The sequence below is a fragment of the Streptomyces sp. NPDC101166 genome, assembly GCF_044768125.1.
Lineage (GTDB): Bacteria > Actinomycetota > Actinomycetes > Streptomycetales > Streptomycetaceae > Streptomyces.
The window spans coordinates 239,057-261,820 of record NZ_JBIWPF010000012.1 but is presented as its reverse complement, the minus strand read 5'-3'; the positions used below and the strand labels follow the sequence as shown (position 1 = coordinate 261,820).

24 protein-coding genes and 1 pseudogene are annotated in these 22,764 nt (G+C 71.5%); 14 read left to right on the top strand and 11 right to left on the bottom strand.

Features of this window, described 5'->3' with window-relative positions:
• Positions 1-16: 16 nt before the first annotated feature.
• From ACIRS4_RS22725 to ACIRS4_RS22715, 3 genes are all read right to left on the bottom strand, one after another.
• A complete protein-coding gene (locus tag ACIRS4_RS22725) occupies positions 17-496 on the bottom strand; it encodes a diadenosine tetraphosphate hydrolase (RefSeq protein WP_404198826.1) in 480 nt (159 codons plus the stop codon).
• 48 nt (positions 497-544) lie between these two features.
• The gene (locus ACIRS4_RS22720) at positions 545-1,306 is read right to left on the bottom strand and encodes a nuclear transport factor 2 family protein (RefSeq protein WP_404198823.1); all 762 of its coding nucleotides are present in this window, start codon (positions 1,304-1,306) and stop codon (positions 545-547) included.
• Positions 1,307-1,470: 164 nt separating this feature from the next.
• Positions 1,471-2,355 carry an SDR family oxidoreductase gene (locus tag ACIRS4_RS22715; RefSeq protein ID WP_404198820.1) on the bottom strand — a complete coding sequence of 295 codons (885 nt, stop codon included), beginning with the start codon at positions 2,353-2,355 and terminating at the stop codon, positions 1,471-1,473.
• 102 nt (positions 2,356-2,457) lie between these two features.
• Between ACIRS4_RS22715 and ACIRS4_RS22710 the strand changes: the two genes are divergently transcribed.
• The 8 genes from ACIRS4_RS22710 (at position 2,458) to ACIRS4_RS22675 (ending at position 9,664) form a co-directional block, all read left to right on the top strand.
• Complete coding sequence (locus ACIRS4_RS22710) at positions 2,458-3,387, top strand: helix-turn-helix domain-containing protein (RefSeq protein ID WP_404198817.1); 930 nt, start codon at positions 2,458-2,460, stop codon at positions 3,385-3,387.
• Positions 3,388-3,528: 141 nt separating this feature from the next.
• Entirely contained in the window at positions 3,529-4,284 is a 756-nt protein-coding gene (locus ACIRS4_RS22705) for a HipA family kinase (RefSeq protein ID WP_404198814.1), read from the top strand.
• Positions 4,281-4,700: a DUF3037 domain-containing protein gene (locus tag ACIRS4_RS22700; RefSeq protein WP_404198812.1), complete on the top strand. Its 420-nt coding sequence runs from the start codon at positions 4,281-4,283 to the stop codon at positions 4,698-4,700. Before ACIRS4_RS22705 ends, ACIRS4_RS22700 begins: the two co-directional genes overlap by 4 nt.
• Positions 4,701-4,803: 103 nt before the next feature.
• On the top strand, positions 4,804-5,565 hold the full coding sequence (gene fabG, locus ACIRS4_RS22695) for a 3-oxoacyl-ACP reductase FabG (RefSeq protein WP_130439745.1): 762 nt from the start codon (positions 4,804-4,806) through the stop codon (positions 5,563-5,565).
• A gap of 206 nt (positions 5,566-5,771) precedes the next feature.
• The gene (locus ACIRS4_RS22690) at positions 5,772-6,533 is read left to right on the top strand and encodes an SDR family oxidoreductase (protein ID WP_404198809.1); all 762 of its coding nucleotides are present in this window, start codon (positions 5,772-5,774) and stop codon (positions 6,531-6,533) included.
• Between the two features lie 167 nt (positions 6,534-6,700).
• Positions 6,701-8,281 carry an ABC transporter substrate-binding protein gene (locus ACIRS4_RS22685; RefSeq protein ID WP_404198806.1) on the top strand — a complete coding sequence of 527 codons (1,581 nt, stop codon included), beginning with the start codon at positions 6,701-6,703 and terminating at the stop codon, positions 8,279-8,281.
• Between the two features lie 80 nt (positions 8,282-8,361).
• On the top strand, positions 8,362-9,045 hold the full coding sequence (ung, locus tag ACIRS4_RS22680; RefSeq protein WP_404198803.1) for a uracil-DNA glycosylase: 684 nt from the start codon (positions 8,362-8,364) through the stop codon (positions 9,043-9,045).
• Positions 9,046-9,190: 145 nt separating this feature from the next.
• Positions 9,191-9,664, top strand: coding sequence for a hypothetical protein (locus ACIRS4_RS22675; RefSeq protein WP_404198801.1), 474 nt, complete (start codon positions 9,191-9,193; stop codon positions 9,662-9,664).
• Positions 9,665-9,699: 35 nt separating this feature from the next.
• On the opposite strand, the gene ACIRS4_RS22670 is transcribed toward ACIRS4_RS22675, so the two are convergent.
• Both ACIRS4_RS22670 and ACIRS4_RS22665 read right to left on the bottom strand, forming a co-directional pair.
• Positions 9,700-10,215 (bottom strand): DinB family protein, encoded by a 516-nt coding sequence (locus ACIRS4_RS22670; RefSeq protein WP_404198798.1) that lies wholly within the window; start codon positions 10,213-10,215, stop codon positions 9,700-9,702.
• Between the two features lie 74 nt (positions 10,216-10,289).
• Positions 10,290-10,883, bottom strand: coding sequence for a TetR/AcrR family transcriptional regulator (locus tag ACIRS4_RS22665; protein ID WP_404198795.1), 594 nt, complete (start codon positions 10,881-10,883; stop codon positions 10,290-10,292).
• A gap of 94 nt (positions 10,884-10,977) precedes the next feature.
• Between ACIRS4_RS22665 and ACIRS4_RS22660 the strand changes: the two genes are divergently transcribed.
• Both ACIRS4_RS22660 and ACIRS4_RS22655 read left to right on the top strand, forming a co-directional pair.
• A complete protein-coding gene (locus tag ACIRS4_RS22660) occupies positions 10,978-12,207 on the top strand; it encodes an FAD-dependent monooxygenase (RefSeq protein WP_404198793.1) in 1,230 nt (409 codons plus the stop codon).
• A gap of 11 nt (positions 12,208-12,218) precedes the next feature.
• On the top strand, positions 12,219-13,130 hold the full coding sequence (locus tag ACIRS4_RS22655) for a Gfo/Idh/MocA family protein (RefSeq protein WP_404198791.1): 912 nt from the start codon (positions 12,219-12,221) through the stop codon (positions 13,128-13,130).
• On the opposite strand, the gene lnt is transcribed toward ACIRS4_RS22655, so the two are convergent.
• On the bottom strand, positions 13,048-14,616 hold the full coding sequence (gene lnt / locus ACIRS4_RS22650) for an apolipoprotein N-acyltransferase (RefSeq protein ID WP_404198788.1): 1,569 nt from the start codon (positions 14,614-14,616) through the stop codon (positions 13,048-13,050). The genes ACIRS4_RS22655 and lnt overlap by 83 nt on opposite strands.
• Positions 14,617-14,686: 70 nt before the next feature.
• Complete coding sequence (locus tag ACIRS4_RS22645; RefSeq protein ID WP_404198785.1) at positions 14,687-15,211, bottom strand: nuclear transport factor 2 family protein; 525 nt, start codon at positions 15,209-15,211, stop codon at positions 14,687-14,689.
• Positions 15,212-15,295: 84 nt separating this feature from the next.
• Here ACIRS4_RS22645 and ACIRS4_RS22640 point away from each other — a divergent pair, with 84 nt between their 5' ends.
• Positions 15,296-16,411: an AI-2E family transporter gene (locus tag ACIRS4_RS22640; RefSeq protein ID WP_404198783.1), complete on the top strand. Its 1,116-nt coding sequence runs from the start codon at positions 15,296-15,298 to the stop codon at positions 16,409-16,411.
• Between the two features lie 37 nt (positions 16,412-16,448).
• Here the strand turns inward: ACIRS4_RS22640 and ACIRS4_RS22635 are convergent, their stop codons facing one another.
• On the bottom strand, positions 16,449-17,042 hold the full coding sequence (locus ACIRS4_RS22635) for a DUF4291 domain-containing protein (protein ID WP_404198780.1): 594 nt from the start codon (positions 17,040-17,042) through the stop codon (positions 16,449-16,451).
• A gap of 163 nt (positions 17,043-17,205) precedes the next feature.
• Here ACIRS4_RS22635 and ACIRS4_RS22630 point away from each other — a divergent pair.
• From ACIRS4_RS22630 to ACIRS4_RS22620, 3 genes and pseudogenes are all read left to right on the top strand, one after another.
• Positions 17,206-18,124, top strand: a pseudogene (locus ACIRS4_RS22630) (DUF5829 family protein).
• Positions 18,125-18,272: 148 nt separating this feature from the next.
• Complete coding sequence (locus ACIRS4_RS22625) at positions 18,273-18,557, top strand: hypothetical protein (RefSeq protein ID WP_404198778.1); 285 nt, start codon at positions 18,273-18,275, stop codon at positions 18,555-18,557.
• A gap of 66 nt (positions 18,558-18,623) precedes the next feature.
• Positions 18,624-19,253, top strand: coding sequence for a hypothetical protein (locus tag ACIRS4_RS22620; RefSeq protein WP_404198941.1), 630 nt, complete (start codon positions 18,624-18,626; stop codon positions 19,251-19,253).
• Positions 19,254-19,270: 17 nt separating this feature from the next.
• Here the strand turns inward: ACIRS4_RS22620 and ACIRS4_RS22615 are convergent, their stop codons facing one another.
• From ACIRS4_RS22615 to ACIRS4_RS22605, 3 genes are all read right to left on the bottom strand, one after another.
• Positions 19,271-21,331 (bottom strand): restriction endonuclease, encoded by a 2,061-nt coding sequence (locus ACIRS4_RS22615; RefSeq protein ID WP_404198774.1) that lies wholly within the window; start codon positions 21,329-21,331, stop codon positions 19,271-19,273.
• A gap of 197 nt (positions 21,332-21,528) precedes the next feature.
• On the bottom strand, positions 21,529-21,708 hold the full coding sequence (locus ACIRS4_RS22610; RefSeq protein WP_404198771.1) for a hypothetical protein: 180 nt from the start codon (positions 21,706-21,708) through the stop codon (positions 21,529-21,531).
• A 119-nt stretch (positions 21,709-21,827) separates the two neighbouring features.
• Positions 21,828-22,703: an undecaprenyl-diphosphate phosphatase gene (locus tag ACIRS4_RS22605; protein WP_404198768.1), complete on the bottom strand. Its 876-nt coding sequence runs from the start codon at positions 22,701-22,703 to the stop codon at positions 21,828-21,830.
• Positions 22,704-22,764 lie beyond the last annotated feature (61 nt).

The following is a 22,764-nucleotide window of genomic DNA, read 5'->3' as shown; positions in this document are numbered from 1 at the left end:
GGGGCGTTCGGATTCATCAGGTCGTCGAACTCAGCCGGTCCAGTTCGCCGCCGATCGCCTCGCGCAGCACGTCATGCCGCGAACCGAGCCGGAACCGCTCGTCACTCCACCGCTCACGCGGGTAGAGCCACACCGGAGCGCTCACGACGTCGCCCGGCTCCCATTCGAACCGCGGCCAGACATGTGCGTGCAGGAACGGGTCCTTGTTCCCGAGGATCTCCAGGTTGACCCGCCTGAAAGCCGGATCCAGGCGTCGGCAGGCGAGCTCCACCGCCTCACCGAGACGCTCCATGTCCGACAGGAACGACAGCCGCTTCGGTCGCGGCAGGTCCGAGAGCCGCTGCACACCCGGTTCGTCCACGAGCAGAACCGAGTAGCCCGGCAGGAACTGGACATCCCCGATCACCGCGAACCCCGCCGCCGTCCGCCGCAGCACGGTCGGATTCTCCCCCCTCAGCGCTGCCCCGATCCGGTCCTTGCGCCAGTCACCGCTCATGGCGGCAACCTACATCGGGCGGTGAACGGGAGCCCGACGCTGGTTCGGTCAGAACAGGCCGTTGCCGTGCGGCAGTTCGGCCGGAATCGGGGCGACGACGTCCCAGTGCTCGACGATCTTGCCGTCCGCGACCCGGAAGAGGTCGTAGTAGGCGACGGGCACGCCGAACTCGCCCTCGGACTGCGTCAGGACGAACTCGCCCTCGGCGATGACCTTGTGGACCTTCTTGTAGAAGAGGTTCCTGCCCTGCCCGGCCCACTTGGCCGCGGCCGCCCCGAAGCCGTCGAGGCCGTCGGCCGCATCGGTGTTGTGCTGGTGGTAGGTCTCGGTCGAGATGTAGTCGGTGAGCACCGAGTAGTCCGCGCCGAGGAGGACCTTCTCGGCGAACTCGGCCACCAGCGCACGGTTGGCGTCGGTCGCGCCGGTCTCCGTGACCTCGGTGGGGCCGTCGGTCTGGGAGCGGCCGGAGACGGTGTCCTCGACCAGCGGGGTCAGGGCGTCCCAGTGCTCGGCCAGCTTGCCGTCTGCGTCGACCCGGAAGATGTCGAACCCGACGAGCGGGACCGGACCGAAACCGTGGTAGGTGCCGTGCAGGGCGACCAGGTCGCCGTCCGCGACGACCCGGGCGCCCTCGTAGCGGAAGTCCTCGCCCAGCCCTGCGACGAGCTCGCGGAGGGCCTCGGGCCCGTCGGCGGCGAGGGCGCTGTGCTGCTGGTAGTCCGCGGCCACCCAGCGGTCGACGGCAGAGGGATCCTTGGCGCCGAACAGTTCGGCGGTGGCCTTCAGGACGGTGCTCTTCGCGATGCTCATGACTGTCTTCCTCGTGGTGGAGTGAATCTGTGCGACGGGGCCGCCGATCGAGCGGCGACGTGTTCAAACTAGGTCGACGGCACCGGGCCGACCGCGGCGAACGGCGACCGTCCATGTTCAAAAAGCGACACTCTGGCGTTCCGAGGTCCGGCCGGCGGCGTGGGTCAGTGCCGCGCGGCGCGGACGACGTCGGCGAGAGGCGTGGCGGGACGGCCGGTCAGTCGGGGCACCGCGTCGCTGACCCCGTCGAGCTCGCCGGACGCGATGGCCGTGTACGTGGACACCCAGGCGTCCAGCTGCCACTGCGGGACGCCGTAGGACGAGCGGGAGGCGTAGGCCTCCTCGACCGTCTCCTGGCGGTAGGCGACGGGGCGTCCGAGCCGTTCGGAAAGGATCACGGCGGCTTCGTCCAGCGTGAGGGAGTCGGGCCCGGTCAGGTCGTACGCCACACCCGCGTGGTCGTCCGGCCGCGACAGCACCGCGGCGGCCGCGTCGGCGACGTCGTCTTGGCCGACGAACGCGGCGCGTCCGTGCCCGGCCGGGCCGCGGATGACACCGTCCTCACCGACGAGATCGGGGACGAACTCCGCGTAGAAGTTGTCCCGGAGGAACGTGTACGCCAGACCGCTCGCGCGGATGTGCTGCTCCGTGTGGAAGTGGTCGCGCGCCAGGGTGAAGGTGGCGTCGGGCGCCGCGCCGTGGAAGGAGAGGTACACCAGGTGACGGACACCCGCCTGAGCGGCGGCGTCCACGAACGCCTTGTGCTGGGCGAGCCGGTCGGCGCTCTCCGAGGCGGAGACCATGAAGACGGTGCGCACGCCGGCGAGGGCCTCCCGTACGGCGTCCCGGTCGGCGTAGTCGCCGCGCACCGCGACCGCGCCGGGGAGCCGCGGCGCCCGTTCCGGGCTGCGGACCACCAGTTGCTGCGGGACGCCCCGTTCCGCGAGTCGCCGTGCGACGCGCCCGCCGAGCCGGCCGGTGGAGCCGGTGACGGCGATCGCCGGGGCCGCCGCCTCGGGGACCTCGGGTTTCTCATGCATCTCGGACATGGCGTGACCTTTCCGGTTTCCGCCAGCGAGACCTTCCGTTTCCGCGGCGGCACAGCCAACCTACGAATCACGAGGGGAGGAAACCGGATAAACTTCCGACTGATGATGGCCAAAACCCGACAGGGTTCCCCGCGGGACATCCCGGAGGTCCCGTTCGCCGCGCCCGCGGGCACTCCCGCCGGTGTCGAGGTGATGTCGCTGGCCGAGCTGCGGCGGCGCGTCCGCGAGCACGACCTGGCCCGGCCCCAGCGCCCCGACTTCCACCATCTGCTCACGCTCACCGAGGGCGACCTGTGGCACGTCGTCGACTTCGACGGACACGCACTGCGTCCGGGCTCCTGGCTGTGGGTTCGCCCGGGGCAGGCGCATCAGTGGGGCGATCTCACCGCGGCCGAGGGCACTCTGATCCTCTTCCGGCAGGACGTGCTGGACCCGGCGACGGCGACGTCCGCCCGGGTCGACGATCCGCACGCGCCGGTCGTCACCACCCCCGTCGACGCCGACGCCGAGGCGGTGTCCCTGGCCGCGGAGCACCTGAGCCGCGAGTTCCGGGCGCTCGGACAGCTGCCGCTCGACGTGCACATCGCCGCCCTGCGCCACCTCCTCGCCGTCCTCCTGCTGCGGCTGGCCCATCTCACCGTCCCGGCCGGCGGCCCCGCCCCGGAGCCGGACGAGACCTACCTGCGCTTCCGGGACGCGGTCGAACGGCGCTTCACCGTCACCCGGCGGGTGGAGGACTACGCCCAGATGCTCGGCTACTCGGGCCGGACCCTCGCCCGTGCGACGCTGGCCGGCGCCGGGCTCGGCGCGAAGGAGTTCATCGACCGCCGGGTCGTGCTGGAGGCCAAACGTCTGCTGGCGCACGGCGACGAGAGCGCGGCGCAGATCTCGGACCGCCTCGGCTTCGTCACGCCTTCCCAGTTCAGCAAGTACTTCTCGCAGCGCACGGGGCGTTCGCCGCTCGACTTCCGCAAGGAGATCCGGGGCCTGGCGGCGAGCCGGTCGCAGGGCGGCCGTCCCGCCGCCGGCTGAGGCGTCACCACCGCCCGCCGCGACGCCCGCCGGGCGATCACGCTCGGTTACTATGCTCATTCGACTCCGGACGCCGGGAGCAACCGTCGCACGGTCATCGGCGCACCGCCGACGGCCACATGGGTGGGGAGCCTGAGGAACATGCTGAGAGAGGTCACCGCGACCCGCTTCATCACGCCGTTGCGTGAGGGCGGCTCGCTGCCGGGGCTCGTCGAGGCCGACGACCACGGGACCTACGTCATCAAGTTCAGCGGCGCCGGCCAGGGCCGCAAGACGCTCGTCGCGGAGGTCGTCTGCGGCGAACTCGCCCGCCGGCTGGGCCTGCGGGTCCCCCCGCTGGTCGCCGTCACGCTCGACCCCGTGCTGGGACTCGGTGAACCCGACCAGCAGGTACAGGAGTTGCTGCGCTCCAGCGGCGGCGCCAACCTCGGCATGGAGTTCCTCTCCGGGGCCCTCGGCTTCGATCCGCTCGCCTTCCCCGTGAGCCGCGAGGAGGCGGGCCGGATCGTCTGGTTCGACGCGCTGACCAACAACGTCGACCGCTCCTGGCGCAACCCCAACATGCTGTTCCACCGCGGCGAACTGTGGCTCATCGACCACGGCGCCACCATGATCTGGCACCACAACTGGCCCTCCGCACAGGCGTCCGCGGCCCGCCCCTACGACGCATCCGACCACGCGCTCACTCCCTTCCGGCCGGATGTCGCCGCCGCGGCCGCCGAACTCGCCCCGCGCGTCACCGCCGAACTGCTCGCCGAGGTCACCGCCGAGATCCCCGACGCCTGGCTCGCCGACGAGCCCGGCTTCGACTCCCCGGACGCGCTCCGCGACGCCTACGCGGCGCCCCTGCTCGCGCGCGCCGCCGTCATCCACGAACGCATCAAGGGGACCGAGTGAGCGACGACCGCCACTTCATCAGGCCCGGCCAGGCCGGCGACCGTGACGTCTACGAGTACGCCCTGCTGCGTGTCGTCCCCCGCGTGGAGCGCGGCGAGTGCATCAACGCGGGGGTGCTCGTCTACTGCCGCGCCCGGTCCTACGTCGGCGCGCGCACCCATCTCGACGAGGCGCGGCTGCTCGCCCTCGACGCGGACGCCGACGTGGCCGGCGTCCGGGCCGCGCTGCGCGCCGTCGAAGGCGTCTGCGCCGGCGGCGAGGCGGCGGGGCAGGCGGCGCGCGACGACGCGGGGCGGCGCTTCCGGTGGCTGATCGCGCCCCGTTCGACGGTCGTCCAGCCGGGCCCCGTGCACACCGGGCTCACCGCCGACCCGGTGGCCGAGACCGAACGGTTGCTGAACCTGCTCGTCAGGTAATGGATCACACGGACGCGGATGCCGTTGACACCGCGTGCCAGGGCTTCTAGCGTCACGTCGTACTGAAGGTACTAAGCGGTCGCTCACCCGAGGAGTAGCAGCAATGTCCACCACTGAGCAGCGGGTCGCAGTAGTCACCGGCGCGGCGCGCGGCATCGGCGCGGCCACCGCCGTCCGGCTGGCCGCCGAGGGCCGCGCCGTCGCGGTGATCGACCTCGACGAGGCCGCCTGCAAGGACACCGTCGAGAAGATCACCGCCGCGGGCGGCAAGGCCGTCGCGATCGGCGCCGACGTCTCCGACGAGGCCCAGGTCGAGGCCGCGGTCGCCCGTGTGGTCGAGGAGCTCGGCGCTCCGACGATCCTCGTCAACAACGCGGGCGTGCTCCGCGACAACCTGCTGTTCAAGATGAGCGTCTCCGACTGGGACACCGTCCTGGGCGTGCACCTGCGCGGCTCGTTCCTGATGACCAAGGCCGTCCAGAAGCACATGGTCGACGCCGGGTTCGGCCGGGTCGTCAACCTGTCCTCGTCGTCGGCGCTCGGCAACCGCGGCCAGGCCAACTACTCCGCCGCCAAGGCCGGTCTGCAGGGCTTCACCAAGACCCTCGCCATCGAGCTGGGCAAGTTCGGCATCACCGCCAACGCGGTCGCCCCCGGCTTCATCGCCACCGACATGACCGCGGCGACCGCCGCCCGCGTCGGCATGGGCTTCGAGGAGTTCAAGGCCGCCGCCGCCACCCAGATCCCCGTGGCCCGCGTCGGCGAGCCCGACGACATCGCCAACGCGATCGCCTTCTTCACGAACGAGGCTGCGGGCTTCGTCTCCGGCCAGGTGCTGTACGTCGCCGGCGGACCGCTCGACTAAGAGCTCCGAACAAATGTGGAGCCCGGCTCGCGGCGTCTGGCACGCACGCTCGCCGCGTTGCCGGAAGCTCCCAGTAGCTCCGCTACGAGGAGCTTCCGGCGCCTTGCGATCGCACGCACCAGACACCGCGAGCTGATCGGACTCCACTTTTGTCCGCAGCTCTAAGAGAGCCTCTGAGGCCACCAGAAAGCACTGGGGATCACGAAATGACTGAACTGCCCGCACTCTCCGGCCAGGTCGCCCTCGTCACGGGCGCCAGCCGCGGCATCGGCTACGGCGTCGCCGAGGCCCTCGTCGCCCGAGGCGACCGCGTCTGCATCACCGGACGCAACGAGGACGCGCTCAAGGAAGCCGTCGACAAGCTCGGCGCCGACCGCGTCATCGGCGTCGCCGGCAAGGCCCACGACGTGGAGCACCAGGCCGCCGCCGTCGAACGCACCATGGAGGCCTTCGGTCGCGTCGACCACCTCGTCAACAACGCCGGCACCAACCCGGTCTTCGGCCCGATCGCCGACCTCGACCTGGACGTGGCGCGCAAGGTCTTCGAGACCAACGTGGTCTCCGCCCTCGGCTTCGCCCAGCGCACCTGGCACGCCTGGCAGAAGGACAACGGCGGCACGATCGTCAACATCGCCTCCGTGGCCGGGCTGTCGGCCTCGCCCTTCATCGGCGCGTACGGCGTCAGCAAGGCCGCGATGATCAACCTGACCATGCAGCTGGCGCACGAGTTCGCGCCGAAGGTGCGGGTCAACGCGATCGCCCCGGCCGTGGTGAAGACCAAGTTCGCCCAGGCCCTGTACGAGGGCCGGGAGGCGGAGGCGGCCGCCGCCTACCCGCTGGCCCGGCTCGGCGTGCCCTCCGACATCGGAGGCACCACCGCGTTCCTCACCTCCGAGCAGTCGGCCTGGATCACCGGCCAGACCCTCGTCGTCGACGGAGGCATCTTCCTCAACGCCGGCGTCGGCTGACCCACGCACGCGTCCGGGCGCCCGCGCGGCGCCCGGGCCGCCGCGCGCACCGTGACAACGTCGTCACCGCTGGCGTCGTCCGGACCGCCCCACCTCCGCCGCCCACGCGGCGGAGGCCTGCGGTATGGTCTGCCAACCCTTGGCATGGCAGATCGAGGAGCGTGCGCGTGTTCAACCGGAACCGATCCTTGCAGCGGGTCGCGGCGATCGTGTCCATATCCCTGGTGACCGGATGCAGTCTCCTGGGAGAGGAAAGCTCCGACGACGCCGGACCGATCGTCGTGGGCACCACCAGCGCCCCCAGCACACTGGACCCCGCCGCCGCCTGGGACGGCTCCTGGGAGCTGTTCCGGAACGTCTACCAGACGCTGCTCGCCTACCCCTACGGCTCGACCACGCCCCAGCCCGACGCTGCCAAGAGCTGTCGCTTCACCGACGCCTCCAGCCGCACCTACCGCTGCGAACTGCGCGAGGGCCTCACCTTCTCCAACGGCGACAAGCTCGACGCGAAGGCCGTCAAGCACTCGATCGACCGGATCAAGGCCATCAACGCCCCCACCGGCCCCGCCGGTCTGCTGGGCAGCCTCGACCAGGTCACCGTCAGCGGCGACAACGTGATCGTCTTCCAGCTCAACAAGGCCGACGCCACCTTCCCGTTCGTGCTCGCCACCCCGGCCGGCTCGATCGTCGACCCCGACGACTACCCCGCGAACGCCCTGCGCAAGGAAGACGGCATCGTCGGCTCCGGGCCGTACCGGCTGGAGGGCTACGAAGGCGGAAGACAGGCGAAACTCGTCCGCAACGACAACTACAAGGGCTACGCCGACCTCAAGAACGACGCCGTGACCATCCGCTACTTCCAGGACTCCGGCGACATGGTGGCGGCCCTGCGCAAGAAGCAGATCGACATCACCTACCAGGGACTCGCCGCCGACGACATCGTCGCCCTGGAGAGCGAGGGCGACACGGGCGGTCTCCAGCTCGTCGAGGGCGCCGCCAGCAACATCAACTACCTGGTGTTCAACCCCAAGGACAAGTGGGCCGACCGGCTGCCCGTGCGCCGGGCCATAGCCCAGGTCATCGACCGGCCCGCCATCGCCCACAAGGTCTACAAGGACACCGTGGACCCGCTGTACTCCATGGTCCCCAAGGGCCTGACCGGCCACAGCACCGGCTTCTTCGACGACTTCGGCAAACCCGACGCGGCCAAGGCCCGGCGGATCCTGGCGGACGCCGACATCACCACGCCCGTCCCGCTCACCCTCTGGTACACCACCGACCGCTACGGCTCCGACACCGCCCTGGAGTTCAAGGAGATCAAGGCGCAGCTGGAGGCGTCCGGCCTGTTCCGGATCACCCTCAAGAGCCGCCCCTGGAACACCTACGTCCTCGGCTACCAGAACGGCGAGTACCCGGTCTTCGGCCGCGGCTGGTCCCCGGACTTCCCCGACGCGGACAACTTCATCGCCCCGTTCGTCGGCGAGCAGAACGCCCTCGGCACGCCGTACCCGGAGAAGGAGATCACCCAGGTGCTGCTGCCGCGCTCCCGGCAGGAGAGCGACCGCGCCAACGTGGTCAAGGACTTCGAGAGGGCGCAGCAGATCTTCGTCGACGAGGCGCGGCTGCTCCCGCTCTGGCAGGGCAAGCAGTACCTCGCGGCGAACGAGGACATCTCCGGCGGCGAACGGTCCCTGGACCCGTCGACGATCATGATGGTGGGCGAGCTGTACCGCAAGACCAGCTGGTGAGCGGACCGGGCAGGGGCGTTGTCAGTGGTCGCCTGTAGGTTCTGAGGCCTGGAAGCGACCGCACAACGGAGGACGTTGACGTGACCGACATCGCCATGCTGCCCGAGTCCTGGCGCGGGGTGCTGGGCGACGAGCTTCAGCAGCCCTACTTCAAGGAGCTGACGGAGTTCGTCGAGGAGGAGCGAGCGAAGGGCCCCGTCTACCCTCCGCGCGAGGAGGTCTTCGCCGCGCTCGACGCGACGCCGTACGACCGGGTGAAGGTGCTGGTCCTCGGTCAGGACCCGTACCACGGCGAGGGCCAGGGGCACGGCCTGTGCTTCTCGGTGCGGCCGGGCGTCAAAGTCCCCCCGTCGCTGCGCAACATCTACAAGGAGATGCACGAGGAGCTGGGCACGCCGATCCCCGACAACGGCTACCTGATGCCGTGGGCGGAGCAGGGCGTGCTGCTGCTCAACGCGGTCCTCACCGTCCGCTCCGGTGAGGCGAACTCCCACAAGGGCAAGGGCTGGGAGAAGTTCACCGACGCGGTGATCCGCGCCGTGGCCGGCCGGCCCGACCCGGCCGTCTTCGTCCTGTGGGGCAACTACGCGCAGAAGAAGCTGCCGTTGATCGACGAGAGCCGGCACATCGTGGTCAAGGGCGCGCACCCCTCCCCGCTGTCGGCGAAGAAGTTCTTCGGCTCCCGCCCGTTCACCCAGATCAACGAGGCGGTGGCCCGGCAGGGTCACGAGCCGATCGACTGGACCGTCCCGGACCTCGGCTGACCGCCCTCGGGCCGGTTCCACCCGGGCCGGCCCGGTGCCGCCTGACCGGTATTGCCACCGCCGGGAGCTAGATTCGTCGCGTCGTGGAGCAGGCGGACGCATCGCACCGGCCCCGACGTCCTCGCAACAGGTCCAGGGAGGCGCGGTGGCGGAGCATCGACAGGGGCAGGCGACGCCGGACTCCCTGCTCACACGGATCGGGCAGGTCGTGATGCTGCACCACGGGGGAGACCGGGAGGAGGCCCGGCGCCGTCTCCTCGATCTGTGGACCGAACTCGGCGAGGGGGGCGACCCGCTGCACCGCTGCACCCTCGCCCACTACCTGGCCGACACCCAGGACGACCCCTTCGACGAACTGGCCTGGGACCTGCGGGCGCTGACGGCGGCGGAGGACCCGGACGCCTCGGTGGAGGTGCGGGCGCTGTTCCCCTCCCTCCACCTCAACCTGGCGGCGGACTACGCCGAGCTGGGACGCTCCGAGGCCGCCCGCAGCCACATCCGCCGGGCCCGCCGCACGGCCGGCGTGCTCGGCGACGACAGCTACGGCGACGGCGTGCGGGCGGCGATCAGCCGCATGGAACTGCGGCTGGGCGAGGGCGCCTCGGACGACCTGCTGTAGCCGCGCCGGCCGCCCCCCCCGCCTGGGCTACGGCGTCAGTCGCCGGTCGCGCCGTCGATGCGCTCGCGCAGCAGGTCGGCATGACCGTTGTGCCGGGCGTACTCCTCGATCATGTGCGTGTAGATCCAGCGCAGGTTGAACGGCTCGCCGCTGTGCCGGCTCTTCCCGCGGGACAGGTCGTCCAGCTGGAAGCCGGCCGCGTTGCGCCGGGCGATCTCCATCTCGGTCTGCCAGGTGGCGTGGGCCTCCTCCCAGCTGTCCGCCTCGGTGAGATGGAACTCGCCGTCCCGGTCCTCGTCGCTGAAGTAGATCGGCTCGGCGTCCTCACCCACGAGGACCTCGCGGAACCAGCCGCGTTCCACCTCCGCCATGTGCCGCACCAGCCCCAGCAGGGACAGCTCGGACGGCGGCGCGGACGCGGTGCGCAACTGGGCGTCGGTGAGCCCCTCGCACTTCCAGGCCAGGGTCTGCCGGTGGTACTCCAACCAGCCTTCCAGCATGGTGCGTTCGTCGGCGTTCTGGGCGGGTTCGGTGCGCTGCGTCGTCGTCATGACCGCATGATCGCCCAGCCGGCCCCCGACCACCACGCCTTTTCAGTCACCGCACCACCGTCGCGCCCGGCCCCTCAGGCGCCCAGCATTCCCGCCAGCAGCTCCGACAGCCCCGCGCGCACCTCCTCCAGGCTCGGCGTCCGCGCCCCGAACGACCCGGCCACGCAGGAGAACATCAGCCCGTCCGCCCAGGCGACCAGCGACAGCACATGCCGCTCCGGGGACGTCGAGCCCAACGCCGCGACCAGGGCGGCGAGCTGCTCACGGAATCGGGCTCCCGCCGCGTCGAAATGGGACCGCAGCTCAGGGCGGCGCGTGGCCTCCAAGGCCAGTTCGTAGCGGGCCAGCGTCAGCTCGCGGTCGCGGGTGAGCGCCCGGTGGGTCGCCAGCGCGAGCGCGTCCACCACGGGCCGCCGGCCGGCCCTCGGATCCGGCAGCTCGTGCAGGGCCAGCGTCCGGGCCTCACGGTCGGCGAGCCGGCGTACCGCCAGCTCCAGCAACGCCTGACGGGTGCGGGCGACATTGGAGGTGGAGCCCAGAGGGAGCCCGGCCGCCTCGTCGACGGCCCGATGGGTGAGGCCGCGCGTCCCGCGTTCGGCGAGCAGGGCGAGGGCGGTGTCGGCGACGAGTTCGGCGCGCGAGGCGTCTGGGGCGGGACGTACGGACATGACGGTCAACCTACCCCGTTCACTACGCCCGTAGTACAGTCGAGGCATGGGCGCACTACGGGTGTAGTGCGCTGGGGTGAAACCAGGAGGAGTCATGGCGCACAGCCAGGAGCAGCCGGGACGGGCGGTCGTCATCGGGGGCGGCATCGGCGGTCTCACCGCCGCCGCGGCCCTGCACCGCGGCGGCTGGCGGGTCACCGTCCTGGAACGGGCCGCCTCCCTCGCCCCCGTCGGCGCCGCCATCTCCCTCGCCCCCAACGCCCTGCGCGCCCTCGACGTCATCGGCATCGGCGACCGGATCCGCGACCTCGCCGCCTGGCAGGGCGACGGAGGCCTGCGCGCCCCCGGCGGACGCTGGCTCTCCCGCTCCGACGCGGACACGGCGGCCGCCCGCTTCGGCGGCCCCCTGGTCCTGCTGCACCGCGCCACGCTCATCGACACCCTCGCCGCCCTGCTCCCCACGGACGCCGTCCGCACCGGCACGCCCGGCACCCTCGTCGACCCCGGTGACACGGGCGCCTCCGGCCGCCCCGCCCGCGTGACCACCCCTGACGGGGACCTGGAAGCCGACCTGGTGGTCGCAGCCGACGGCATCCACTCCGCCGTACGCCGCGCCCTCTTCCCCGACCACCCCGGCCCCGTCTACTCCGGATTCACCACCTGGCGGGTCGTGATCCCCGTGCCCGGCGCCCGGTTCGCCTCGCACGAGACCTGGGGGAGGGGCCGCATCTGGGGCACCCACCCCCTCAAGGACGGCCGCGTGTACGCCTACGCCGCCGCCATGACGCCCGCCGGCGGACACGCGCCCGACGACGAGAAGGCCGAACTCCTGCGCCTCTTCGGCGACTGGCACCACCCGGTGCCGGCCGTCCTTGCGGCCACCCGCCCCGAGGACGTCCTGCGCCACGACGTCCACCACCTGGCGCGGCCGCTGCCCGCCCACCACCGCGGCCGGGTCGCCCTCCTCGGCGACGCCGCGCACGCCATGCCGCCCACGCTCGGCCAGGGCGGCAACCAGGCCGTCGAGGACGCGATCGTCCTCGCCCACCACGGCGACGACCTCGCCGCCTACACGGCCGCCCGGCTGCCCCGGACGACGACGATCACCCGCCGGGCCGTGCGGGTCGCCCGCCTGAACATGGCGCGCGGCCGCGCGGTGACGACCGTCCGCGACGGCGTGCTCGTCGCGATGTCGAAGGCCGCCCCCGGCCTCGTCCTGCGCGGCTTCGACGGGATCGCCGGCTGGCGGCCCCCACAGGCCCCGTATGCTGCGGTGCAGGCAGGCACGGACAAGCAGGACACGCAGGGCGCGGACGAGCAGTGAAGGAGTCCCCCGTGAAGGTCGGCTGCATCGGACTCGGTGACATCGCGCGCAAGGCCTACCTGCCGGTGCTCGGCACACTGCCGGGGATCGAACTCCACCTCCAGACCCGCACCCCGGCCACCCTGGAGCAGGTCGCCGACACCCTCCGGCTCCCCGCCGGACACCGGCACCGGGACCTCGACGCGCTCCTCGCCCAGGGCCTCGACGCCGCCTTCGTGCACGCGCCGACCGCCGTCCACCCCGAGATCGTCGCCCGGCTGCTGGACGCGGGCGTCCCCACCTACGTCGACAAGCCGCTGGCGTACGAACTCGCCGACTCCGAGCGGCTCGTGACCCTCGCGGAAGAGCGCGGCGCGAGCCTCGCCGTCGGCTTCAACCGGCGGTACGCCCCCGGGTACGCCCAGTGCGCCGACCATCCGCGCGAGCTGATCATCCTGCAGAAGAACCGGGCCGGACTGCCCGAGGAACCACGCACGATGATCCTCGACGACTTCATCCACGTCGTCGACACCCTCCGCTTCCTCGTGCCCGGGCCGGTCGACGACGTGACCGTGCGGGCCCGCGTCCAGGACGGCCTGCTGCACCACGTCGTCCTCCAGCTCGCCGGCGACGGCTTCACCGCGCTCGGGGTGATGAACCGGCTCAGCGGGTCCAACGAGGAGATCCTGGAGGTCTCCGGGCAGGACACCAAGCGGCAGGTCGTCAACCTCGCCGAGGTGATCGACCACAAGGGCCAGCCGACCCTGCGCCGGCGCGGCGACTGGGTGCCCGTCGCCCGGCAGCGCGGCATCGAACAAGCCATGCTGGCCTTCCTCGACGCCGTGCGCGCCGGCAAGGTGCTCAGCGCCCGGGACGCACTGGCGACTCACGAACTGTGCGAGCGGGTGGTGCGGGCGGTGCGGGAGCTTTCCGGCGCCGCCTGACCGCCCCGGTCCCCTCCCGGACGACCGCCGCCCCGAGGACCAGCAGCGCCGCGTGGGCCGTCCAGTCGCCGAAGCGGGTGTACGGGGTGACGCCGTCCGCGAGCGGCACCTCGTGGACGGCCGTCGAACTCGCGTCCGTCCCCAGCCACGATCCCACCGGCCGGCCGTTCGCGTCGTACACGGCGGACACGCCCGTCAGCGTCGCGTGCACGAACGGCCGCCCGGTCTCCGCCGCGCGCAGGGCGCCCAGCGAAGCGTGCTGCGCGGGCGCCCAGCTCTCCTGGAACGTCGACGTCGACGACTGGGCGACCAGCACGTCCGCGCCGTCCCCTGCCAGATGCCGGCTCATGTCGGGGAACGCCGTCTCGAAGCACACCATCGGCCCGATCCGCAGCCCCCGCCCCGCGTCCATCACGACCTGCCTGGAGCCCCGCCGACGGTCCTCACCGGCCGCCTTGCCCACCGAGGAAGCCCAGCCGAGCAGAGAACGGGCCGGGATGTACTCGCCGAAGGGCACCAGCCGCATCTTGTCGTACCGGTCGCCGGTCGGGCCGTCCGGGCCGATCAGGAGCGAGCTCTTGTAGATGCCGGGCACGTTCGAGCGGCGGGCGTCCACGTTGACCAGGATGTCGGCACCGGTCGCACGGGACAGCTCAGCCAGCCGGCGCGCCAGATCGGGCCGGCCGTCGAGGTCGTAGCCGACGCTGCTCTCACCCCAGACCACCAGGTCCACGTCCTGCCCGGCGAGCTTGCGCGTCAGCTGTTCCTCCCGGTCGAAACGGCGGTCCGGGCCGTCGATCACACCCGGCTGCACCACGGCGATCCGGGCCACCCGCCCGGTCCCGTCCGGCCGCGGAGACCACACCCACGCGGCGGACGCCGCGGCGGCCGTCGCCGCGAGCCCCGCCACGGCGGGCAACCGGTGCGCCGGCACCGCGACGAGCACGGCCACCGCCACGTTCACGGCCACCACCAGGAAACTGAGCAGCCACACCCCGCCCACGGACGCCAGCCGCAACGCCGGCTCCACCTGCCACTGACTCGACCCGAGCACGCCCCACGGCCCGCCGAGCGCCTGCCAGGAGCGGACCAGCTCCACGGCGAGCCAGCCCGAGGGCAGCACGGCGAGCGCGGCCGCCGCCCGCCCCCGCGAGGGCACACCGCCGAGGAACCGGCGCACCAGCCAGCCCCACGGCGCCCACAAAGCACCGAGCAGCGCCGCCAGCAGGAAGATGAAGACGTGCAGGAACGGCAGCAGCCACAGATGCATGGCCAGCATGAACCCGAATCCACCGCACCAGCCGTCGTACGCCGCCCGTTTGCCCGTCGGGGCCGAGCGCACGAGCAGGAGCCACGGGACCAGTGCGAACCACGCCCACCACCACAGGGCGGGCGCCGGGAACGCCGGCACGGGCAGCGCGCCGGCCAGAGCCGCGAGAGCGGAACGCCGCCAGGGGGAGGTGAGCCAGGGACCGAACGTCTTCATACGGCACCTCCCTACCCACTGACGGCTCCAGTGTGCGCGCCCCGGACGATCTCCGACCAGATGGCGTCGGTCACTCCGGGGCCGTCGGACCCGGCCGGCTCCCGGACGGCCGCGGAGCGCGGCGCCACTTCTCCGCCACGACCACCTCGCGCAGCCGCCAGCCGTCGTCCGTCCGCAACAGGGCGAAGGAGTAGCGGCCGCCGCAGACGAAGTCGGGCGGACCGGAAGAGGCATCGCAATCCGTGTCGTCGGAGCGGGCGGCGTCTCCCGCCAGCCGCATGGGATTGAGGTAGTCGGCCAGGACGTGGGCGGTGTCGCCACGGTCCTGCTCCAGGGTCTCGAACCTCAGACGGCGGTTCACGATCAGGTGCTGCCGCATGGAGAACAGCCGCATGCTCTCCGCGAGCCACGCGGCCACCTTCCCGGCATCCCCCTCGATCCCGCCGGCGGAACGGTAGTCGGCCCGGCCGTCCGAGGTGAACAACTCCCGGTACGCCGCCCAGTCCCCGTCGTCGACCGCTGCCGCGTACTCGGTGATCAGTCCGTCGACGGCCAGCCGGTCCATCACGGTCGCGAGCTCCACACGCTGCGTCATGACCCGAGTGTTGGGCATGGGCCGCGCGGAGCCAAGGGCTGTGCGGGGGATGGTCCTTGGCACGGCTGCACATAGGGTGACCCCATGCCTGCCACGCTGAGCCCCACCAAGACGCGCGCCGCGCTCCGCGCGTCCGCGCGCATATCCGTCGACCTGCTGCTGGTCCTCGTGATGCTCGCGGTCGCCCTGTGGCTGCTCGGGCGGACCTGGTCCGTGGTGTGGCCGCTCGTGGTCGGCCTGCTCCTGACGACGCTGACCTGGCCGCCGACCCGCTTCCTGCGCCGGCGCGGCTGGCCGCCCGCCCTGGCCGCGGCCACCGTGACGCTGCTGTTCCTGCTCGTCACCGTGGGCGTCGTGGCGCTGATCGCGGTGCCGGTGGCGTCACAGTCCGGCGACCTGACCGACGGCGTGGTGGAAGGCATGCAGAAGCTGCGCGAGTGGGCGGCCGGACCGCCGTTGAACATCGACGACGCCGAGATCACCAAGGCCCTCGACAGCGCGGTCGCACGGGCCCAGGAGGGGATGGGCAGCGCGGTCACCGCCGTCGTCACCGGGGTGAGCACCGTCGTCAACGGGGTCATCACGGCCGTGCTGGCGCTGTTCCTGATGTTCTTCTTCCTCAAGGACGGCCCGCGCTTCCTGCCGTGGCTGGCCCGTCAGCTCCCCGGCCGGCTCGCCACCGACGTCCCGACCGTGGCCGAGCGCAGCTGGGACACCCTGGGCGCGTTCGTGCGCTCCCAGGCGGTCGTCGGACTGCTGGACGCCGTCCTCATCGGCCTCGGCCTGTGGATCCTCAAGGTGCCGCTGGTGCTGCCGCTGGCGGTGCTGACCTTCGTCTCGGCGTTCGTGCCCATCGTGGGCGCGCTGTTCGCCGGCTTCGTCGCGGTGCTCATCGCACTGGTCTCCAACGGCCTGACGGACGCGCTGATCGTGCTGGCGATCATCGTCGTGGTGCAGCAACTGGAGGGCAACGTCTTCCAGCCCATGATCCAGAGCCGAGGCCTCGGCCTCCACGCCGCGGTGGTCCTCCTCGCGGTGACACTGGGCGGCAGCCTGGCCGGCATCGTGGGCAGCTTCCTCGCGGTACCGGTCGCCGCACTGGTCGCGGTGGCCTGGAACTACGTCCGCGAACAGCTCACGGAGCCCCCGCAGGAGCCGGAGCCCGACGAGTCGCCCGAGGGCGCGGCCGTCCCGTCGTGACGTCCGCCGGCGACCGGGCGGCTGCCGTGCGCGCCGCTCAGGGCCGCAGGTGGGCGAGAAGTTCGTCGCCGGCGGGGTAGGGCTGTTCCTGCGGAAGCAACCGCCTCGCGGCATCCTGATCGCCGCGGTCGACGAGTGCGCGGATCTCCCGGGCGAGTGGAGTCACGTCGCTGATGGACACGGTCCATTCGTCGGCGTACCGCGCCGACGCCTCGCCGGATAGCCCGAGTTGCAGCGACCGGTACGGCAGAGGACGCGAGTTCAGGTCGCGTTCGGGATCCCACTGGACCCGGGTCGTCGCCGTTTTGAGTTCCCGCTGCCAGGCGCCGCGATCGGGGTGCAGAGCGGGAACGTAGCTCGACAGACAGGAGTGGCGCAGCGCCCAGTCGAAACCGTCGCGAGTGATCTCGACGGCGAGAACGGTCTCCTGCCCCGCACCGGTGCCCCAGTCGGAGCGGTACATCATCCACAAAAAGCTGGGCTTGATCCATGTCATGCGGTTCCGCCGCCACGTGGCGGGAAAGCGGCCGTGGCGGGCGGCGGGGACTCCGATCCCGGGGGTGTAGGCCTGGTAGACGGTGATCGTGGACGCCGTGTGGAGCGCGCGGATCCCGCGCTGCGGTTGTTCCATGACGCACAGTTTTCGGCCCCGAAGGCTCAGCGGGCCACCGATTTTCGATCACCCTGCGGCTGTGCGGTTCGAACGAACGCTCGCCTCGCTCGTCCGAAAAGGACCACAGCGGCGACCTGACCGCCTTACGATCGCTGGCATGCTGATTCGCCGGACATTACGGATGATCGTCGTGCTCGCGGTGGCCCTCTCCGGAGCGATCGGGGGCGGTGTGGGGACGGCACAGGCCGAGGAGGAAAGTCCTTCGTACGAACGGCAGTTGTTGTTCTACAACCACTCCTACGGGGTCCTCGACCGGGAGACCGCCGACGCCATCGAACACTCCGCGTATCTGCGGGACTTCGCCAACTTCCTGGTCCGCACCACGAGCGGCGCGGGCGGACAGACCTGGAGGCCGCTATCTGATGGGCCGTGAGACGTACTTGGAGCTGTTGGGAGTCGGTGACATCGCCGGCCAGGACGGCACCCTCGGCTCCGCCGGGCTGGGCCTGTCGACCGAGCGGGCGGGAGACATGGCGACGGTCACCGAGCGGCTGAAGAGCGAGGGTGTCCCCGAACCCGTCGCCTTCCTCCAGACCCGGGACTTCGGTGACGGGGTGCCCGTGCCGTGGTTCGACGCCGTCGTCACCACCACCGCGTACGACGCCTTCGGCGCCTGGGCGATGGAGTACCGGCCGGAGTACTTCGCCGACCCCCGCGGCAACACCGAGCCGGCGAGCTTCCCCGGTGACGTCGGCAGGGAGCGCTACCTCTCCGACGACTACCGCACCCATCTGATGCGTGACGTGACCGCCGTGCACCTCGCCGTCACCGAGGGCGACCTGGCCGACACAGTGCCGCTGCTGCGGGCCGGCGGGTTCGCCGTCCGGACCCTGCCGGGCGGCGGCGTCGTCGCGGAGCACGGCGGCACCACGATCCGCCTCGACGTCGTACCGCGCGAGCAAGCGGGGCTGCGGCGGGTCGACATGTCGCTCAACGGCCCCGTGAAGGCCCGGCACGTGGAGCAGCTCGGCCGTTCCACCCTGACCGTCGGCCCCGGCAGCCACGCCGCCTGGACGTTCGCCCCCAACGGCGCCCTGTAGACGGAGGGCGCTCGCACACCTGGGGCCGTTCGGATCAGCCGAGGCGGCCCTTCAGGTGATTGCCGCACGCCTCGTGGGCGGGCCGGCCGTCGCAGGGGTACGGCGTCTCAGCAGAGGACGAACGCTGATTGCCGTGAGGAGAGTGGGAATGTACGCAGCAGTGCGGAGGTACGAAGGGGTGACCGATGCCGCCGAGGCGGCGCGGCTCGTGAACGAGGGGTTCGTGCCGCTCATGCAGCAGGTCTCAGGCTTCGTGGCCTACTACTGGATCGACGTCGGTGACGGAGTGATGGTCTCCACCAGCGTCTTCCAGGACCGGGCCGGCGCCGAGGAATCGATCTCGAAGGCCGCGGATTTCGTACGGGACAACCTCGCGGCTCTGCTCCCCAACCCGCCCCAGGTCATGGCCGGCGAGGTGGTGGCCTCCGCGTGACGGCCCCGGCCGAATCCACTGGGGGAAACCCTCGTGATCGGGGATCATGGCCGGGTGGCGAAGTGGATGGGGAAGAAGGCCTCGGCCGGCCGGCCGAACCCTGAGCCGGGGCTTTCCCCGTACCAGCGGGAGATGCGCAACCGGCTCCTCGCCGCCCCTGTGCTGGCGGCGCCCGAGCCCTGGCGTCGGGTCGTGGTCCTGGCGGTGGGCGGACTTCTCGGAATCGGATTCGCCTCGCACCCCGGCACCGGCCACGACGTGGTGATGGTCGTCTCGCACGACGGTCACGGTCTGTTCGACGCCGTCACGGGGGAGAAGATCGCCCGGGACCGGGACCCCGCCCCCGAGGACAGCACCCCTGACACGGCGGCCGACCTCTCGTGCCCCGGCCTGGGCCCCATCGCCGGGAGAAGGGTGCACATCGCCGGGCTCTACGGGGGCGGGCTGCACACCACGACTGCGGACGGGTGGACCGTGGAGGCCGTCGTCCCCGCCTGGCCGCACGAACGGGTCCTACTCTCCCGCGACGGCGGTCTGCCTCACGCCGGTCGGCACGGTGGCGACTGGTGGCACATCTTCCATTGCGACCACTCCGAGCTGCGAGCCGTGGGCTTCTCGCCGGCCGGGCAGACCCTCGCCGTCGCGACGAGCAGCGACCTCTCACTGTGGACGCGCAGCACGGAGCGCGGTCACTGAGGCAGCGCCCGGGTTCGTCACTCCACCTCGATGCCGAAGTCCCGCACGAGGTCCTCCAGGCCGCCCGTGTAGCCCTTGCCGCCCAGGACGAAGTCCCAGTCGCCGTTCGCCCTGCGGCGGAAGGAGCCCAGGACCAGGGCCGTCTCGCGTGGCCGGCCGTCGGAGACCTCGAGTTGCCCGAGCTCGCTCAGGGCGGGGTCGAGGAGGCGGATACGGGCGTCGGTGAAGCCGGAGAGGTCGGCGTCCGGGCTGACCTCGGGGTCGATGGCGGCCACGAGCACGAACCGGTCGGCCTCGGCCGGCAACCCCTCGAAGGAGACGCAGATCGCGGCCTTGTCGGGCGCCGTGGCCGGCAGCGCGCGCACCGAACCGTCCGGCGTCGCGGGGTTGTTGAAGAAGACGAAGTGGTCGTCGCTGAGAACGCTATTGCCGCGGCAGACGAGGGCGCACACGTCCAGGGAGACGTGTCCGGTCCACGACATGCCCAGGATGTTGTAGTCGGGCGGCAGTCGAGCGTCCGGCGGTGAAGGGGACGGCTGTGCGTCGGCCTGCCGGGCCCCGTCTCCCAGTCGCCCGCTCAGTCCATGACGATGCAGCAGGTCGACGAGCTCCGCTCCCGAGATAAGTTCCAGCGGCTTGCCGTTGGCGAAGGTGTGCGAGCCGGGCCCGAAGCCCGAAGTCGTCACGAGCACGCCCTTGTTGGCGCCGGTGTCCTGCACCGTCCCGTACAGGTCGCGCACGGCGGTGGGCGGCACGGTGTTCCGGTAGCGCTTCACCTGTACGACGATCTTGCCGCCCCGTATCGGCGTCGGATCCAGCGCGTCGACGTCCACGCCGCCGTCGCCCGAGCGCTGGGTGGTCACCGCCTGCATGCCCATCGCACGGAAGAGGTCGGCCACCAGGCCCTCGAAGGCGATCGGATCCATCGCGAACAGATCCGGCTCCTCGCCGCCCCCGTGGGCGACCACGGGATTGCCGACCTCCTGAGGCCGGCGGCCCGGCCGTACGGGTGTGAGCTGGTCCGGCCGGGCCGAGAGCTGTCCGCGCAGCGCGTCGGCCAGGCAGCTGCCGGCGTCCACCTGAGCCAGATGCAGGTCGCGGAAGGAGGAGCGCGCGGCCATGACGGTCGCGAGGAAGATGGGGCCGGGGCGGCCCGTCGTCGGATCGTGCCCGTCCACGAACCCGTTCAGGGCCACCGACTCGAGCGCGCCCTGTTCGTCGGCGGCGAAGAGCTCGTGCAGGACGAGCAGCACGCACTGCGCCAGCACCTCCCGGTAGAGCGCGCGCCGCTGACTCACCGGGCGGGGCGTCTCCTTGTCCTGGTCGGTCGCCGCCGTGTACCGGACGGACTTGGTCTCGGGGACGACCGTGTACGGGGGCAGCTCCCAGTCGAGCACCAGTTGCCGGGCCGCCGGATCGTAGGCCGCCGCGACCTGGCGCGGAAAGGCCTCGGGCCACGCGGTCGAGGCGTACAGCGCGGCCGAGAAGTACTCGACGACGGACTCGGGGTCGCCGCGCCGCACCCCTTCGGTGATCGCGGTGACGCCGGCGTTGTGCCGTCGCACCTCGGCCCGGCGGGCGTCGGCCCACTCCTGGTACTCCCGCTGGTAGGAGGCCAGTTGACGCTGCCTCTCGGCCTCCGCGGCCTGGGCGGCGCGCCAGTCGTGCTCGAAGCGCGCCTGCGCGTCGGCCTGGGCCTGCGCCCGGCGACTCGCGCTCCAGCCGCCCTGCGCCTGGTAGTGGTGGAACTCCGGCATGGGCACGGGGTGCGCCAGCGTACCCGGGGAGAAAGGCTGTACGTCCTCCAGCCGCAGCAGGGAGGAGGCCCGGAAGGGAGGGGCCTGGCAGCCCGCGACGAGAAGCCCTTGCAGGGAGGCGACTTGTGCGTCCAGTTCCTCCGTGCGCCGCAGCGCCTCCGCCTGCCGGTACTCGCGGTGGCTCTGGGCGGCCCGCCGCTGGTAGGCGCGCGCCTGCTGCTCCTGAAGTCGTCGCCGCCTGGCTTCGGCGTCCAGTTGGCGTTGCTGCTGCCGTTGCATCTCGGCCCAGACGCCGACGAAACCAGTGGAGCGACGACTCATGTGCTGCGGGCCCTCCCCGTACTCGACAGCCGAAGCCAATCGGTTGTCCCCACAACCAGTCATGGCGAAACGACTTTAACCAGCGATCAGGGCGGCGCGCACCTGCCCGGCGGGGCCGCCTCCACCAGGTCCGACGCTGACCGCGCGGGCGGTGCCGCGATCGGCGTCGCGCGCGCCCGCACAACGGGATCGTCCCGCTATGCCGCCCTGACGACGTGGCCCCGCACGGCCGTCGCCCACTCGACGACCAGCAGCTCGTACTCGGACCGGTCCTGTGGCGACAGGGTGCCGCCCGTGCGCTGCCACAGCGCACGAATCTGCTCGTTCACCTCGGCGGCAGAGCGCACGGAACCACGGACCACGGAAACGGGGGACATGGCGACAGCCTAGGCGCAGGCACTGACCCTGCGCTACCGAACGGCTACGCAGATCATATGTCCTGGGTCACGGTCACCCGGATCGTCCTGCAGTGGCGACCGGCGGTCACCCTGTTCCCTCAGCCCGCCGACTCGGCGGCGTGCGGCGACAGGAAACCCATGCTGACCAGCACGATCAGCACGATGCCGAGCGCCACCCGGTAGTACACGAACGGCATGAAGGACTTCGTGCTGATGAATTTCATGAACCAGGCGATCACGGCGTATCCGGACACGAACGCGATCACCGTCGCGAACGCCGTCGGGCCCCACGCCACGTGGCCGCCCTCCATCGCGTCCTTGAGCTCGAACGTGCCCGAGGCCAGTACCGCCGGGATGGCGAGCAGGAAGGAGTAGCGGGCAGCCGCCTCGCGCTTGTAGCCCATGAACAGGCCGCCGCTGATCGTGGCGCCGGAGCGGGACACGCCGGGGATGAGCGCGCAGGCCTGGCAGAGGCCGAAGATCAGGCCGTCCTTGACGCCCAGGTTCTCCAGTCCCTTGCGCTGCTTCGGCGCACGGTGGCGGCCGCCCTTCTCGTCGCGTGCGGCGAGCCGGTCCGCGACGCCGATGACGATGCCGACGACGATGAGCATCGTCGCGGTGACCCTCAGATCGCGGAACGGTCCCTCGATCGCGTCCTTGAGGGTGATGCCGAGCACGCCGATGGGTATCGAGCCGACGATCACCAGCCAGCCCATCTGGGCGTCGTGGTCCTTGCGCATCTCCTTGTCGAAGAGTGACCGGGACCACGCGGAAAGTATTCGCCCGATGTCCTTGCGGAAGTAGATCAGCACCGCGGCCTCGGTGCCGATCTGCGTGATCGCGGTGAAGGCGGCGCCGGGGTCCTCCCAGCCCGAGAAGGCCGCGGTCAGCCGCAGGTGCGCGCTCGAGGAGACGGGGAGGAACTCGGTCAGCCCCTGGACGAGTCCGAGGATGAGGGATTCAAACCAAGACATGAGGTTACGGAGTCCAAGTGCCGATCGGGGAGGGCGGCGGACACGGCGGGCCGCCGCGCGC